14 protein-coding genes, 1 tRNA gene, 1 pseudogene and 1 riboswitch are annotated in these 16,837 nt (G+C 30.2%); of the genes and pseudogenes, 10 read left to right on the top strand and 6 right to left on the bottom strand.

Features of this window, described 5'->3' with window-relative positions; genetic code table 11:
• The 6 genes from ACWI69_RS10240 to ACWI69_RS10215 form a co-directional block, all read left to right on the top strand.
• The coding region (locus ACWI69_RS10240) for a TRAP transporter large permease (RefSeq protein WP_448821738.1) at window positions 1-822 on the top strand (822 nt) is incomplete at its 5' end.
• A 6-nt stretch (window positions 823-828) separates the two neighbouring features.
• The gene (locus ACWI69_RS10235) at window positions 829-1,779 is read left to right on the top strand and encodes an acetylxylan esterase (protein ID WP_448821737.1); all 951 of its coding nucleotides are present in this window, start codon (window positions 829-831) and stop codon (window positions 1,777-1,779) included.
• A gap of 17 nt (window positions 1,780-1,796) precedes the next feature.
• Window positions 1,797-2,666, top strand: coding sequence for an N-acetylneuraminate lyase (locus ACWI69_RS10230; protein ID WP_448821736.1), 870 nt, complete (start codon window positions 1,797-1,799; stop codon window positions 2,664-2,666).
• A 10-nt stretch (window positions 2,667-2,676) separates the two neighbouring features.
• Complete coding sequence (locus ACWI69_RS10225; protein WP_448821735.1) at window positions 2,677-3,576, top strand: ROK family protein; 900 nt, start codon at window positions 2,677-2,679, stop codon at window positions 3,574-3,576.
• Window positions 3,577-3,742: 166 nt separating this feature from the next.
• Window positions 3,743-3,842, top strand: a riboswitch (glycine riboswitch).
• 125 nt (window positions 3,843-3,967) lie between these two features.
• The gene (locus tag ACWI69_RS10220) at window positions 3,968-5,341 is read left to right on the top strand and encodes an alanine/glycine:cation symporter family protein (protein ID WP_448821734.1); all 1,374 of its coding nucleotides are present in this window, start codon (window positions 3,968-3,970) and stop codon (window positions 5,339-5,341) included.
• Window positions 5,342-5,463: 122 nt separating this feature from the next.
• Window positions 5,464-5,769 carry an FMN-binding protein gene (locus ACWI69_RS10215; protein ID WP_448821733.1) on the top strand — a complete coding sequence of 102 codons (306 nt, stop codon included), beginning with the start codon at window positions 5,464-5,466 and terminating at the stop codon, window positions 5,767-5,769.
• A 57-nt stretch (window positions 5,770-5,826) separates the two neighbouring features.
• Here ACWI69_RS10215 and ACWI69_RS10210 read toward each other — a convergent pair whose 3' ends face one another.
• From ACWI69_RS10210 to ACWI69_RS10185, 6 genes are all read right to left on the bottom strand, one after another.
• Complete coding sequence (locus ACWI69_RS10210) at window positions 5,827-6,846, bottom strand: EpsG family protein (RefSeq protein WP_448821732.1); 1,020 nt, start codon at window positions 6,844-6,846, stop codon at window positions 5,827-5,829.
• Window positions 6,843-7,442 carry a hypothetical protein gene (locus ACWI69_RS10205; RefSeq protein WP_448821731.1) on the bottom strand — a complete coding sequence of 200 codons (600 nt, stop codon included), beginning with the start codon at window positions 7,440-7,442 and terminating at the stop codon, window positions 6,843-6,845. Before ACWI69_RS10205 ends, ACWI69_RS10210 begins: the two co-directional genes overlap by 4 nt.
• An 85-nt stretch (window positions 7,443-7,527) precedes the next feature.
• Window positions 7,528-8,358, bottom strand: coding sequence for an energy-coupling factor transporter transmembrane component T family protein (locus ACWI69_RS10200; protein ID WP_448821730.1), 831 nt, complete (start codon window positions 8,356-8,358; stop codon window positions 7,528-7,530).
• On the bottom strand, window positions 8,358-10,046 hold the full coding sequence (locus ACWI69_RS10195) for a DUF3744 domain-containing protein (RefSeq protein WP_448821729.1): 1,689 nt from the start codon (window positions 10,044-10,046) through the stop codon (window positions 8,358-8,360). The genes ACWI69_RS10200 and ACWI69_RS10195 overlap by 1 nt, the downstream gene beginning before the upstream one ends.
• A 20-nt stretch (window positions 10,047-10,066) precedes the next feature.
• The gene (locus ACWI69_RS10190; protein ID WP_448821728.1) at window positions 10,067-10,666 is read right to left on the bottom strand and encodes an ECF-type riboflavin transporter substrate-binding protein; all 600 of its coding nucleotides are present in this window, start codon (window positions 10,664-10,666) and stop codon (window positions 10,067-10,069) included.
• A complete protein-coding gene (locus ACWI69_RS10185) occupies window positions 10,663-11,328 on the bottom strand; it encodes a M48 family metallopeptidase (RefSeq protein WP_448821727.1) in 666 nt (221 codons plus the stop codon). The genes ACWI69_RS10190 and ACWI69_RS10185 overlap by 4 nt, the downstream gene beginning before the upstream one ends.
• 183 nt (window positions 11,329-11,511) lie before the next feature.
• On the opposite strand from ACWI69_RS10185, the gene ACWI69_RS10180 reads away from it, so the two are divergent.
• From ACWI69_RS10180 to ACWI69_RS10165, 4 genes and pseudogenes are all read left to right on the top strand, one after another.
• Window positions 11,512-14,463, top strand: a complete 2,952-nt coding sequence (locus ACWI69_RS10180; RefSeq protein WP_448821726.1) for a glycoside hydrolase family 2 TIM barrel-domain containing protein — start codon at window positions 11,512-11,514, stop codon at window positions 14,461-14,463.
• A gap of 103 nt (window positions 14,464-14,566) precedes the next feature.
• The gene (locus ACWI69_RS10175) at window positions 14,567-16,171 is read left to right on the top strand and encodes an ABC-F family ATP-binding cassette domain-containing protein (RefSeq protein WP_448821725.1); all 1,605 of its coding nucleotides are present in this window, start codon (window positions 14,567-14,569) and stop codon (window positions 16,169-16,171) included.
• 80 nt (window positions 16,172-16,251) lie between these two features.
• Window positions 16,252-16,327: transfer RNA gene (locus ACWI69_RS10170), tRNA-Gly, on the top strand.
• Window positions 16,328-16,491: 164 nt separating this feature from the next.
• Window positions 16,492-16,837: pseudogene (locus tag ACWI69_RS10165) on the top strand (hypothetical protein); the annotation flags it as partial.

Raw genomic sequence — 16,837 nt, 5'->3', positions numbered from 1 at the left:
ACAATGATTATATATGGAGTTATAGCGGATCAATCCATTGCAAGACTATTTTTAGGTGGGTTTGTTCCGGGAATAATTTTGACTTTTGCTCTTATGATAATGAATTACTTTATCTGTAAGAAAAGAGGGTATAAAAGAGCCCCTAAAGCTACAATGCAAGAGAGATTAATATCTTTTAAAGAATCATTTTGGGCACTACTAACACCATTTATAATAATAGGTGGAATCTTTTCAGGATATTTCACACCAACTGAGGCGGCAGTAATAGCCACTTGTTATTCAATGGGGTTAGGATTCTTTGTGTATAAAGAACTGACTATAAAAGGGTTTGTGAAAGATGTTATAGAAACTATAAAGATAAGTGGTGTAACAGTTTTAATGATTATGGGAGTTACTTTCTTTGGACAAGTTATAGCAAGAGAGCAAATTTCAATGAAAATAGCTGAAGTATTTTTGACATTTGGAAAATCTCCGCTAATGGTTTTAGTAATGATAAATTTACTATTAATCTTTTTAGGAACATTTATAGAAGCGTTAGCTTTACAAGTTTTAGTTCTTCCTATGTTGATACCAGTGGTAATTCAATTTGGAATAGACCCAGTGTTCTTTGGAGTTTTAAGTACTTTAAACCTGATGATAGGAATATTGACACCTCCAATGGGAATGGCTTTATTTGTTGTATCTAGGGTTGGAAAGATTCCAGTCAGTACCATAACCCGAGGCGTGATACCTCTGTTGATACCAATAGTATTAACACTAGTTTTATTGACAATATTCCCACAAATTGTATTATTTGTACCAAATTTAATTCTAGGAGCTTGATAGATTATGCCAAATATTGATTTGCCATTAAATGAATTAAAAGAATATAGAGGAATCAATCCAACTCCTTTAAATATGTTTGAATTTTGGCAAGAATCATTAGATGAGTTAAGAGAAACTGAGGCAGGGGTAGTAATTACTCCTGCAGAGTTTCAAACGCCACTATGTGATTGTTATGATTTAACATTTAGAGGAATAGATAATCAAAAAATTTATGTAAAAATGTTAGTACCTAAAAATATATCAAAGCCAGTTCCAGCAATAGTAGAGTTCCATGGATATGGAGGAAACGGTGGAGACTGGTCTAGAAGAATGATATATCCAGCGTCAGGAATTGCCTATTTTGCCATGGATTGTAGAGATCAGATGGGAAAAAGCGGTGAAGAGTATTTTAGAACTGGAAATTTAGTGAGAGGATTGTTAGAGGGACCTAAAAAAAGTTACTATAGAAAAGTTTATTTAGATGCAGTGAGGTTATTAGATATTATTTTTCAAATGAAAAGTATTGATAGTTCACGTGTATCAACTTTGGGTTATTCTCAAGGTGGAGCAATATCTTTAGTAGCAGCAGCTCTTGAGGATAGAGTATTTAAAATATTTTCAATTTATCCATACTTATCAGATTTTAAAAGAGTTTGGGATTTAGATTTAGGAGAACGTCCGTATCAAGAATTGAAAGATTTTTTTAGATGGTATGACCCGCAACATAAAAATGAAAATAAGTTCTTTGAAACATTAGGATATATAGATGTAAAAAATTTTGCAGAAAATATAAAGGGAGAGGTAACAATGGTAACTGGATTAATGGATAAAGTTTGTCCGCCATCAACACAATTTGCAGTTTATAATAATATAAAAAGCAAGAAGGAGCATATTATTTATCCAGATTTTGGTCACGAGAACATCAATGGACTAGAGGATCTAATTTATCAGTGGGCCTTAAACTTATTAAAATAAAAAACTTGGAGGAAAAAATGAAAGGTATTTATTCAGCATTACTAATTTCTTTTGATGAAAATGGAAACTTAGATGAAAAGGGAACAAGAAATATTATAAGATATAATATTGACGAAATGAAAGTAGATGGATTATATGTAGGTGGAAGTACTGGTGAAAACTTTATGATTTCAACAGAGATGAAAAAAAGAATTTTTGAAATTGTAAAAGATGAAGCTAAAGATGCTGTAAAGTTAATTGCTCAAGTTGGATCAATTAATTTATATGAGGCTGTTGAGTTAGGAAAGTATGCAACTGAATTAGGATATGATTCACTGTCTGCTGTAACACCATTCTATTATAAATTTGATTTTGAAGAGATTAAAAATTACTATATGACAATAGTAAATGAGACTAATAATAATATGATAATCTACTCAATTCCATTTTTAACTGGAGTTAATATGAACGTTCAACAGTTTGGAGAACTGCTTTGTCATGATAAAATTATTGGTATTAAGTTTACAGCGGGAGACTTCTATCTTTTAGAAAGAGTTAGAGAAGCGTTCCCAGATAAACTACTATACGCAGGGTTTGATGAGATGCTGTTGCCAGCAGTAGCATTGGGTGTAGATGGGGCGATAGGAAGTACATACAATGTAACTGGGAAAATAGCTAGAGAAGTTTTTGACGCAACAATAGCAGGGGATTTAGTTACTGCAAGAAAGAAACAAACGTATTTAAACAATATAATAGAGGCTCTTCTAGGAAATGGAATTTACCAGACGATAAAAGAAATCTTAAAATTAAAAGGTGTAGACGCAGTAGGATATTGCAGATTACCAATGAAAAAATTGTCAGTGGAGAAAATAGAAACAGCAAAAGAGATTGGAAGAAAGTTTTTATAGGAGATAGTTAATGAGTGTGATAGCCATAGATATTGGAGGAACAGAAATAAAATATGGCTTAGTTAGTTTAAGAGGAGAAGTAATATTCTCCTCTTCTTTACTAACTGAAGCTTCTAAAGGTGTAGAGCAACTATTAGAAAAAATTTATAAAATAGTTGAAGAACTAAAAAATGAAAAGGTATTAGGGATAGCTGTTTCTGCCACTGGGCAGATAGATGGAACTATAGGAAAAGTAGTGGGTGGAACAAATCTGATTCCCGGTTGGATAGGAACGAATTTGGTAGAAATATTGGAGGAGAGATATAAAATTCCAGCAGTTTTAGAAAATGATGTAAATTGTGCTGCTTTAGGTGAGATGTGGATGGGAGCGGCTAAGGGAAAAGAAAATTTTTTATGTCTAACAATTGGGACCGGGATTGGTGGAGGAATAGTTTTAAATGGAGAATTGTTAAGAGGAGAGAACAGTGTAGCGGCAGAGTTTGGACATATACAAATTGTTAAAAATGGAATCCAATGTGGATGTGGAAAAAAAGGCTGTTATCAAGGTTATGCTTCAACTACTGCACTTTTAAGATTGGCTAAGGAAAAAACAGGTAAAAAATTAAATGGAAAAGAGATATTTGATGAAGTTCATAAAAACAGTATGGAGTATAAAGAGATTGTTGATGAATGGGCAGATTACTTCACAGATGGATTGGCAACATTGGTATATATATTTAATCCCTCTCTTATTGTAATTGGTGGAGGAGTCTCTAAACAAGGAGAGTTTTTAAAAAATATTTTTGAAAAAAGTTTAGAAAAAAAAGTTATGAAAAATTATTTGGATATTCTTGAAATAAAGATGGCAGAAAGAGGTAATGATGCTGGAATGTTAGGAGCAACATATCTACTTTTGAAAAAAATAAAATAAAAACTTCAAAAAAAGTATTGACAAAAATTTATTTTCATTTTACAATTGGTATCATACAGCAGTAAAAATTGAATAGAAAATCGGATGAAGGTATAGGGAGAGAGCCAAATTGGCCACCGAAGAAGTAAATCTTTCAGGTTAGTTGAAAAACTTGAGGACCTATACTGGACGAGCCTCTGGAGAGACTCTATGAGCACCGAAGGAGCAAACCCAAATATATTTTATATTAGGACTAAACTCTCAGGTAAAAGGACAGAGGAATTATGCAATAAAAGTTTTTAGTATTGAGCTATTTTTTGTGTATAATTCTTTTTTAATTCCAGAAGGTATTTTTTGAAATACCTTCTTTTTTTATTCAATTTTGCATTTAAAAAAATAGGAGGAAATTAAAATGCAAGATTTTGTAATGAGTATCAATAGTTTTTTATGGGGAAATTTTTTAATTATTTTATTGATGGGAACAGGAATATATTTTACTTTAAAATTAAATTTTATTCAAATTAGAAAGTTTGGAGAGGGAGTAAGACATGTAACAGGATCAATAAATTTGAATGGAGAGGCAGCAGATAAAAATGGTATGTCGTCATTTCAAGCTTTAGCTACAGCAGTAGCAGCTCAGGTAGGAACAGGAAACTTAGCTGGAGCAGCAACGGCAATCGCTTCGGGAGGACCAGGAGCTATATTTTGGATGTGGGCTAGTGCCTTTTTTGGTATGGCGACAGTCTATGTAGAAGCAATTTTAGGACAAGTTTTCAAAAAAAGAGTAGATGGTCAAATAACAGGAGGACCAGCATATTATATTGAAAACTCTATAAAGAATAAAAAAATTGCAAAAGGATTATCGTATTTTTTTGCGGTAGCTTGTATATCAGCTTTAGGACTTATGGGAAATGCAGTCCAAGCAAATTCAATATCTGCAGCCTTTAACAAAGCTTTTGGAGTATCACCGGCATTTGTTGGAATTATTGTATCAGTCTTAGCAGGATTTGTTTTCTTTGGAGGAATAAAAAGAATAGCATCTGTGACTGAAAAGGTAGTGCCAATTATGGCTGGATTATATATAGCAGCGTGTATTGTAATAATAGTAATAAATTATCAAGAGATAATTCCAGCAATAACATCTATTTTTTACTCAGCTTTAAATCCTCAAGCTGCACTTGGGGGAGCTATGGGAGTTACAGTAAAACAGGCTGTTAGATATGGTGTTGCAAGAGGTTTATTTTCAAATGAAGCAGGAATGGGTTCAACACCACACGCCCATGCTATAGCAAAGGTTCCACATCCGGGAGAGCAGGGGATTGTTGCTGTAATAACTGTATTTATAGATACTTTTATAGTTTTAACAGGAACGGCACTCGTAATTTTGACATCAAAAGTTTCATTGACATCAGGATCAGGAATTATTTTGACTCAAGGGGCTTTTAGTAAAACATTAGGAGCCTTTGGAGATATATTTATTGCTACTTGTTTATTGTTCTTTGCTTTTTCAACAATTGTAGGATGGTATTTTTTTGGAGAAGCAAACGTTAGATATATTTTTAAAAGTAAAAAATCAGTCAATGTATATAGAGCAGTAGTAATGATAATGATTGTAGTTGGGTCAATGATGAAGGTTGAGTTAGTATGGGAATTAGCTGATATGTTCAATGGAATGATGGTATTACCGAATCTAATAGCACTTCTATCACTTGGAAAATACGCAAGAGGAGTTATGAAAGAGTATGATAAAACTTCAGTAGAAAGATTAGAAAAAATTATAGCTTAAAAAATAGAATAAATATTATAATAAATGCTTAAAATTGGGATTAAATGTATTTTTTTATTGACACAAAATAGTAGTATACAGTATAATTCATGTAAGATTAATTATTAGAGAGGGTGGGTTATATGAAAAAATTTGCAATGTCAATATTAGTAGTTTTATCAGCGATAGCTTTTGGAAATGAAGTAAAAGAGGGAACCGGATTAGGATATGCAGATGATATAAAAGTAGCAGTGACAATGAACGGAGATAAGATTGTAGCAATTGAAGTGAAAGAAAATAGCGACACTCCCGGAATTTCAAATCCAGCGATTGAACAGCTAAAAAAAAGAGTTATAGAAGCGCAATCATCTCAAGTGGATACAGTAGCAGGAGCTACATATACTTCTGAGGGATTTTTAGAAGCAATAAATAATGCAATAGGAAAATAGTTAGTCAAAATTTTAATCATAATACGTTGAAAAAAACTCGGAAATTTTCCGAGTTTTTTAAATTAACCAAGTTTTATAGTTATATATAGCATAAGCTGTAACAGTATCATAATATTTGAATGTCAAGTAACTACAGAGTAAGATAAAAGATAGATATTTAAGATATTTGTTTGAAATATTAGAAATAATAAAAGGAATTCCAATAAAAACTCCTAGTCTAAAATAATCCAAAACTCTTAGAAAAATAGCAAATCTATAAAAGGCAATAAAAATAAAAAGTGCAAAAATATTCAAACTTAAAATAACATTTTCTCTCTTGGTACTATTTTTTAAATAAAATAATAATACAAAAACTAAAATTAATAGTTCTAATAGTTCATAAGGATTTCCATGTTCGACAATATGAATGTATCTATTTAGGCGTTCACTTAACCCTAGAAAGGATATGTTAGCTTTGAAAATAATAAAAGTTAGTGGGTTAATAACAAAAGCGAAAACTAAAAGCAAACTCAAAGATTTTTTTGTAAATTGGTTATTCAATAAAAAATAAAAAGGGTATAAAATAACTGCCGTTTTATGGAAAAAACAAGCTAAAGTTATCAATAAAATATACAGAATTAATTTTCTTTCAATAATATATTTTAAACTTATCCAAAAAATGACAATGGCAATAAAGTTTCTAATAATAGTAAAATTATGCCAATAATAGAAAGTACATAAATATATAAGGAAAGAAAATGTTGGATATTTACTGTAAGATATAAAGAGTTTATAAATAATAAAATTAAATACAAAGCTCAAAAAAAGAAGAAAAAAATTATAGTTTAAGCCAAGAAATTTTGAAAAATTTCTAAGTAGTACGAAAAAATATTCATATTTATAAGGGTTCTGATAGTATGGGAGCTCATAGAAATATTTATAGACATGATAATCGTATCCTCCTACATCCATTCTAGTGCCAGTATATATAGATAATAAGAATACTGGAATAATTAATAAGAATTTTTCATAAGGGTCTTCGGTAAAAAATACCGTGTAAAATAGAAAGATACTAAAAATACTAAGAACGATAATCATGCCTCATCAACTCTTTCTTTAAAAATAGCTACAGTTAAGGAGGTAAAGAAAGAAAAAATAATACCAAAAAATAAAATCAAATATCGATTATCAATAGTCTCCACTGATTTTGCCCTAATAATTGTAGGGAAAGATTTTGCAGGATTTTCCAATAAATTTTTAAATTTATTAATTTCATCTTTTGAAGTGGAGTAGCGAAGCTTTTCATTTAAAAAATTTGTATTTGTTCTAATAATTAAATCTAAAAATTTATTAACTTCCTCAATCGGAAAAATAGGAGAAGTGGACTCACTTGTGACTGTATACATTCCATTTCCTCCATTGAAAGATATTTTTAAAGAATCACTATTGATAAGACCTGGAATATAAAGTCCACTGTTGCCGGGAGTAATACTTTCATAAGTTACAGTTTCATTTATATCGATTTTGGTAACTTTTGTTGCTCCCTCAGGTTCAATATAACGAAATAATGCTTTAGCAGAATAGGTAACAGGAGTAGTAAAATATAAGTAAGCAGTAAAAGATAGACCTGTAATAAAAACAGAGAAAAATAAGCATCTATGCGTTTTAATAATTTTAAAAAAATCTCTAGACATTTAAACCTCCAGTATCTATTTTAGTATGATATGGTATGCTAAAAAAGGCAAAAAACCTCTTTAATTTAAAGAGGTTTAAAAGAAACTAATTAAAAGGATACCAAAACCCCTTAAGTACATATATTTTTAAGTAGATTGATACAATTAACATTAGTAACATCAATATAAATGTAATAAAATCAATAGAAGAGTATTTTTGAGAGCTGTACCAAGTTCTCTTACTTTTATGACCAAATCCTCTTAAGTCCATTGCATTAGAAATAACTTCAACTCTATTTAATGAAGAAAGAACTAATGGAAATAGGATGGTATTATAATTTTTTAATCGTGTGATAATATTGGCATCTCCTTTTCTAAAAGCTACTCCTCTTGCTTCTTGAGCGTACATTATATTTTTAAATTCATCTCTCACATCTGGAATATATCTAAGTGCTATATTAATTGCATAAGCTACCTTATAGGAGACACCTATTTTATTTAAGCTACTTGCAAATTTACTCGGATGAGTTGTGAATATAAATAACATCATTATAGGAAAAATAGCCAAGTATTTCATTGATAAAGTGAGTGCGAACCAAATTGTTTCAGCAGAAAGAGATACTCTTTCTATTGTTAAAATAGGGGTATTAGTCCCTGTTAAAGTTGCTCCATATTCAGGAGTTATAACTATTAAAAATAAAGAGTTCATAATAGTAAACATAACAATAAATATAAATAAAGGTTTTATTGATTTGAATGGAATTTTAGCAATGTAGAGCAATCCCATTCCGACAATAAAAAAAGCTAAAAATACTCTAAAATCATTAAATAAAAATACTGATGCAGTCCAAATAAGTAATAATAAAAATTTGATACTTCCATCAATTTCATGTATTGGAGAATTTTTGTCAATGTATAAAGTATCAGCTCTTGACATTATTTCATCCCTCCTTGATTTTCGAAACTAATGAAAGAATTCATAAGAATCTCAGGGTCTAAATTCATAATTTCTGCCATTTTAGACAAAGAAGTTTCCTTTAAATTGGATTTCTTCATCAGTTCTTTTTCTCCTAATATGATAGATGGAGAGTTATTTGCAACAATTGTTCCATTGCAAAGGACGATAGCTCGATTAGCGTACTCAAGAGCTAAATGCATATCATGAGTTATTAGGATGATTCCAATACCTTTATTGGCAATATCTTTAATAAAGTTCATAAACTCTTTATATCTTTTGTAATCTTGTCCTGCTGTTGGTTCATCTAAAATTAAAACCTCAGGTTCAAGAGCTAAGATAGCAGCTATAGTAAGTCTTTTCTTTTGACCATAACTTAAAGATGTCACAGGCCAATGTCTAAACTCATATAATCCACATATTTCTAAAGCTTTTTCAGCCTTTTCGGTAAAATTTTTAATTCCTCTTATTTTTAAACCAAATTGAACCTCTTCTAAAAGAGTTTCTTGTGTAATCATATGATTTGGATTTTGCATAACAAATCCAATTTTTTCTCCACGTTTTTTAATGCTATTTTTTATGATACTTTTTCCGAGTAAAATAATATCTCCAGAAGATTCTTTTTCGATTCCTGTTATGACTTTACAAAGAGTCGATTTACCAGCTCCATTATTTCCTAAAAGAGCAAGAATTTCACCTCTATTAAGAGAAAAATTTACATCTTTTAAAATTATTTTATTTTCATCATAGGAAAATGAAAGATTTTGAACACTTAGAATATTTTCTTTAAATTGCTTCTCTTTTAGTTCAATTGAATCACACCAAGTTTTAACTTTTAATATATTGCTTTCAGTTCCAATTTTAGATATAGGATATATGGAGTCTTTTTTTAAATTTACACCAGAATATTTTAAAGCTTCGATATAAAGAGGTTCCCTCAAACCATATCGCCTAAATAAATCTTGTCTAAATAATTCTTCAGGAGTTCCATTAGCTACGACTTCACCTTTATTTAAAATAATTACTCTATCAAATTTTTGTTCTAAAACATCTTCGATTCTATGCTCGATAACTATAATGGTTTTTCCTGTTTTTTCTTGAATATCGCAAATTAGCTTCATAGCGTGTTTCCCACTATATGGATCTAGATTAGCTAGAGGTTCATCAAAAAGAAGTATTTCAGCAGAACTTCTCATTATCCCAGCAAGAGATATGGATTGTTTTTGTCCTCCAGAAAGTTCTTGAGGGCTATGGTTAATAAAATTTTCCATTCCAACTTCTTTTAGTGCAACTTCAGTATTTTTAATCATAACAGATTGGGGAACAAGACTATTTTCATCAATAAAAGAAACATCTTCTCCAACACTTAAACCAATAAATTGTCCATCTTGATCCTGTAAAACTGTTCCAACAAGCTTACTAATCTCAAAAATACTGCTTTCATAAGGTTCAATATTTTTAATAGTCAAAGTTCCTTTAAATCCGCCCTCTTTTGAGAAAGGAACAATACCATTTAAACAGCTTCCCAAAGTAGATTTTCCACTACCACTGGGACCAGCAATCAGAACTTTTTCACCTTTTTTTATGTTTAAATTAACATTTTTTAAAGTGGGTTCTAATTGATTGATATATTTAAAAGTAAAATCATTAAATTCTACTATGTTATTCATCTGTACTCCTTTACTTATAATTAATCTTCTATTTTTAAATTTGAGTATTTTCTTTTTCTAGCTGCAATTCCAAGAACAATAGGAATCCCCAAAGTTGCGGTAACTACAAAGTTAGTCAAAGTAGCCAATGCAATTTGAATCCAAACTTTTTGAGCAGGTTCACCATAGAAATAGACATCTCCAACATATGCAGCTAGCCCCGCAAAGATCATTCCCAAAATAGCATAAATATACATTTTGAATATGTGAATTTTAGTAACATGACCAGTTTCTAGAGAAAAATTTTTATCTAAGGCAATTAATCCACCAAATAATCCAATTACAGCGGATAAAAAAACCCAACTGAACCAAACACTCCCCCACATAATCATATCGTTTAAAGCGTGTCCAACAAAGCCTACAAAAAATCCAACCAATGGGCCAAAAATAGCTCCAAAAATTGTAAGAAGAGCGACAGCTATTCTAAATGATGTATTTGGACCAACAGGAATAGCAACACCGGATAGAACGCTATAAAGAGCAGCTCCGATACCAATAGCTACGACACTTTTAGTGGAGAAGAGTTCAATCTTTTTTACGTAATATCTGAATCCATCCTCTCCGTTATATTTTTTTATCATATTTTATCCAACCTTTCTTTTCGAACCTTCCAATCAGGCATATAAAGTGATATAAAGTTCCAAAATTCTTTTTGATGGTGAGGGTATCTTAAGTGTGCTACTTCGTGAAAAGCTACATAATCGATACATTCAATAGGTTTTTTTATTAGTTCAATATTTAGTGTAATTATTTTTGTAACAAACCTACAAGAGCCCCAACGTCTTTTCATTTTACGAATTTTAAAACTAGAGAACTTTTCGCCAATAAGGTCACTATATTTATTTAAAGATACTTCAAAGATTTTTAAAGCGTTTTTTTTATACCAGTTATAAATGAGAGTTTCAATATTTTTTTCGTTGATATCTTTATTAGTAAATACTCTAAAAAAATTATCTACAATTTCAATGTTGTTGTAAGAACTTTTAAAAATTTCTAAAGTATAAATTTTACCAAGATACTCTATATTGTCTCCATTTTTATATGATTTGTCAACTAATTTAGTCGAATTTTTTGTAACTTTTTCAAGATTTTTTAAAATCCATTCATTTTTGGACTTTAGAAAAGATTCAATAAAAGCCTTAGGAGTTCTCTTGGGAACGGAGAGTGTGACAGTTCCGTCGGATTTAACTTTGAGAATAATATTTTTTATATTTTTTTTAGAAATTTTTATATCATATTTCATGGTTTCACCCTTATATATTGTATTGTAAATATTTTAACACAACAGTTTGTTTTACGAAATAAAATAAATAAAAAAACTTTTTTTAATTAGTTAATAAAGAGTTGGAGAAGTTTGGAGTGTTAATTGCTATATTGTTTAAATTGTGATTATATATTAGTAACTTAATTGATACGGGAGGGATTTATGGATAATTTAAATAATCCAAGAGTTTTTAAAATAAATAGGTTAAGTCCACATTCAAATCATAGATATGCAGGATTAAATATAGAGTGGAGAAAATGTTTGAATGGAATTTGGGATTTTTCATATTGCAATACATCCAATTGGACAAAAATTCAAGTACCAGGTCATATGGAGTTACAAGGATATGGGGAACCACAATATGTTAATACAATGTATCCTTGGGATGGAAGAGAAAACTTGGAACCGGGGGAGATCCCAAAAGAATTCAATCCTTTTGGGATATACAAAAAAAATATCGAAATACCAAAAGATTGGAAAGAAAGATCGGTATACATATCTTTTCAAGGGGTTGAATCATCTTTAGAACTGTACTGCAATGGGAAGTTTGTAGGATACAGTGAGGATAGTTTCACACCGAGTGAGTTTGATTTAACGAAATATTTAAAAAACACGAATAATGAGATAGTGGTAAAAGTTTATAAATGGTGTAGTGGAAGTTGGTTAGAGGATCAAGATTTTTGGAGATTATCAGGTATTTTTAGAGATGTGTATCTTTATTCGGTTCCAGATGTACATATAAAAGATATGTTTATAACTTCAGATTTGACAAATAATTTTAAAAACGCTACTGTAAAAAATATTTTGAAAATTCAGAGTTATAAAGAAGCAGTAGTGGCTATTCAGATGGAACTTTTATATAAAACAGATAGTATCTTAAAGGTGGAGGAAAAAAATATAAAAGTTGATAGAGAATTAAAGATAGCTATATCTGAAAAATTTCAAAATCCAAAATTATGGAGTGCAGAAAAACCAAATCTTTATGACATTAAAGTTACAATTATAGATAGTGAAAGTGGAAAACTGATAGAAGAGTGTTATCAAAAATTTGGATTTAGAAAATTTGAAATTTCAGATAAAATTATGAAAATAAATGGAGAACGTATAGTATTTAAGGGAATAAATAGGCATGAATTTAACTGTTATAGAGGACGGGCGATAACGGAAGCGGATATGATTTGGGATATAAAATTTTTAAAAGCTAATAATTTTAATGCTGTCAGAACTTCGCACTATCCAAACCAAACGAGATGGTATGAATTATGTGATGAGCATGGTTTATACGTAATTGATGAAGTTAATGTAGAAACTCATGGAACTTGGCAAATTTTAGGACAACCTTATTCTGAAAAAGTTATACCAAATAATAATCCAGAGTGGTTAGAAAATATAATAGATAGAGCAAAATCTATGTTTGAAAGAGATAAAAACTACCCTTCTATAATAATATGGTCTTGTGGAAATGAATCTTTTGGGGGAGAGAATCTATTTAAAATGTCTGAATTTTTGAGAAATTTAGACAATACGAGAGTTATTCATTATGAAGGAATATTTTGGGATAGAAGATATGATAAAACTTCAGATATGGAAAGTAGAATGTATGCAAAAGTTCATGAAATAGAGAAGTATTTACAAGAAACTCCTGAAAAACCATTTATATTGTGTGAGTATTCTCATGCTATGGGAAACTCTAATGGCGGATTGCATAAGTATGTAGAGTTAGAAAAAAAATATTCGATGTATCAGGGAGGGTTTATATGGGATTATATAGACCAATCGTTGATGAAAAAAGATTCTTTTGGTAAAGAGTATTTAGCTTTTGGCGGAGATTTTGGGGATAGACCGACTGACTACAACTTTTGCATAAATGGGATTGTTTATGGAAATAGAAAAATTTCTCCTAAAGTTCAAGAAATTAAACAACTTTTTTCAGATTATAAAATAGATGTAGAAAAAAAATCATTTACTATATCAAATGGAAGTTTATTTACAAACTGTTCTGAGTATGATGTAAAAATAAAATTATTAAAAAATGGAGTTAAAATATTTGAAGAAATTTTAGAGTGTGATGTGAAACCTCTATCAGAAAAATCTTTCAAATTGAATGTACCCGAGATAAAAGAGAGTGGAGAGTATGTGGTAGAAGTGTCTTTAAATTTAAAAGAGGATAGGTTTTATGCTTCAAAAGGACATGAAATTTGTTTTGGACAAAAAATATATATAGTTGGAGAGAGATTAATTGAAGAATCAGAAGGAAAAGCAACTTTTATAGATGGCGATTTTAATCTGGGAATAAAAACTGGAAAAATGGAATTAATATTTTCGAAAGTTTATGGAGGATTGATTTCATTAAAATTTGGAGGAAAAGAGTTTTTAGATGGCATTGTTATGCCAAACTTTTGGAGAGCTCCAACAGATAACGATAAAGGAAATAAAATGACGTTTAGATATGCTCAGTGGAAACTTGCATCAATGTATGCGAAAATGCTAGATGTAAAAGGTGTTGAAAAGAAAAACTCAGTGGAGATAAGAGCCAAGTATGAGCTACCAACAAATCCGATTTCAATGTGTGAGTTGATATATGAAGGTTTTGGAAATGGAAAGCTAAAGGTGAGCATGGAATATGGTGGAATAGAGGGATTATCAGATATGCCATTATTTGGAATGAGTTATAAGATTCCAAAAGATTATAGTGAGGTAAAGTGGTATGGAATGGGACCAGAAGAAAACTATATAGACAGGGTCCATGGGGCTAGGCTCGGAATATTTGAAACAGATGTAAATAAAAACATGAGTGAGTATGTCATCCCGCAAGAGTGTGGAAATAGGATAGGGACTAGGTGGTTAGAGATAACAGATAAGATAGGTGTAGGAATAAAAATTGCAAGTGAGGAACCATTTGAATTTAGTGCTTTACCTTACACAATTGGTGAGATAGAAAGTGCACAGCATCACTATGAACTACCTAAATCTCATTGTACGGCTTTAAATATAAATAAAATACAGATGGGAGTTGGAGGAGATGATTCGTGGGGTGCTCCAACACATGAGGAATATTTGATTCCAAGCAATAAAGGATATTCATTTAGCTATACAATAGAATCAAATATCTAAAATTAAGAAGAACACTTTTCCTATTTATCAAAGGTAATATTGCTAAAAAGTATAAAACATGGTATAATAGTACATTAAATTTAGTAGATAATAGGAGAGTAAAATGAATATAGTAGAGTTAAAAAATGTATCAAAATCATTTTTTTCACAAAATTTATATAAACATATTAATTTAGAAATAAACAGTGGAGATAAAATAGCTATTGTTGGAAATAATGGAACAGGTAAATCAACTTTAATAAAACTTGTATCTGGAGCAGAAACCCCAGACAGAGGAACTGTAAGTAAAGAGGAGGGAGCTATAATATCCTGTTTTGATCAATTTGGAAGAGTTGATTTAGACAGTAGAGTTCAAGATTTATTAAATTCACCTTTTGAAAAAGTAATGAGCATTCAAGCAGAATTAGATGTAGTTTCAACAGAGTTTACAGGTGATATGGATAATGATGAAAAAACAATGGAGAAATATTCAAAATTATCTGATGAATTTGAAAGTTTAGGAGGGTACTCATACATTCATATTCAATCTGAATTTATAGATACTTTTGGACTGAATGACAAGTTAAATAAAAAATTTAGAGAGTTGAGTGGAGGAGAAAGACAGTATATAAGACTAGCTATAACTTTGTTTAGTAACTCAGATTTAATAATTCTAGATGAACCACTTTCCTTCTTTGATAAAAAGAAAACAGCATGGTTAACAAGTTATATTAAGAATAGTTCAAAAGCGTTTTTAGTAATATCGCATAATGTAGATTTTATAAGAAGTTTTGCTACGAGAATTTTCGATATTGATAATAATAGAGTCGAAATTTATGATTACGACTATCCAACTTATTTGAGAGAGAAAAAAATTAGAGTAGCAGAGGATAAAAGAAAAAATAAAGAAACTGAAGAAATAATAGAGGAAACTCAGGAGGCTATTGAAAAAAAATTAAAATTATTGGAAAGATGCAATAATAAACATGCCCATGCTGTGATTTTGAGAAGAATGAGAAAAGAGTTAGAGAGGTTACAAAGAGAAAGAATTAAATTTTCGCCGGAATATAAATATAGTTATATAGAGGCTCCAGAAGAGATAATGATAACTGAGAAAAAGGAGTTTGAAGGACCAATTGTTGTTTTAAAAAATGTAATGAAAGAGTATCCAGATAAGGTATTGTACAAAGATGCAAATTTAGTGGTGGATAGAGATACAAAAATTTGTATTGTAGGAGAAAATGGTTCTGGAAAATCAACATTATTAAGAATAATAGCTGGATTAGATGAACCAACTTCGGGAGAAATTTTTGTAAATGAGAAGGCAACAATTGCATTTATAGAGCAAGAGACAGTTTTTGAAAATGAAAATATATACATTAAAGACTATTTGAAAGATAAAACTGGTCTTTCCGAAGAATTTATAGAAGCTGCAATAGATAATCTTTATAACAATGAGTTAGAATTTAGAGATAAAAGAATATTTATGTTGTCCGGAGGGGAGAAAAAAAGATTAGAAATTTTTACAAATACTCTGATGGAAACAGATTTATTAATAATAGATGAGCCATCGACTTATATGGATGATTATTCAAGAACAGCTATAGCCAATATGCTTTTAGACTACCCAGGGGCAGTTATATTAGTGAGTCATGATAAAGTTTTAATGAGAAAAATAGGATTTGTAACCTATGATATTCGTGATAATAGGTTTAGAATAAAAAATTAATACAAAATAAAAAAAAATATTGACAGATGGTAAATGTTATAGTATAATTTGTACGTCTTGAGGAATTCTTCAAGATGTTAGCGGGAGTAGCTCAGTTGGTAGAGCGTCAGCCTTCCAAGCTGAATGTCGCGAGTTCGACCCTCGTCTCCCGCTCCAATATAGTTTTTGATTTTAAAAGCACATAAGTGCTTTTTTTTTATTACTTTAATGTATAAAAAACAAAAATAAAAGGATTTTTCCAATTTCAATCGAATAAATTTTCAGAGTTTTAAATCTAAGATAGTAAATTATATGGATTTTAAAATTGAAGGAGGTTTTTTATGTTACATGGAAGAAAAATTGGAAAAGAGAAAGAGAAGGAGTATATGTTTGCTCCAGATAATTCAACAACGCCTTTATTTGGAAGTTATGAATCAGATCATATATTACCAAGGGAAACTATAAATGAAGAGTCGGTAAATCCTAGTATAGCATACCGATTGGTAGCAGATGAGATGATGCATGATGGAAATCCAAGGTATAACTTAGCAACATTCGTCCAAACCTATATGGAGCCAGAAGCGACTCAAGTTATGGTAGATACTATTGCGACTAATGCGATAGATAAAGCTGAATATCCACAAACAACGGAGGTTGAGAAAAGATGTGTAAACATTATATCCAATC

The organism is Cetobacterium sp. (assembly GCF_977044495.1).
Note: the sequence above shows the minus strand (reverse complement) of the source record. Positions and strands in the feature narration are given on the sequence as shown.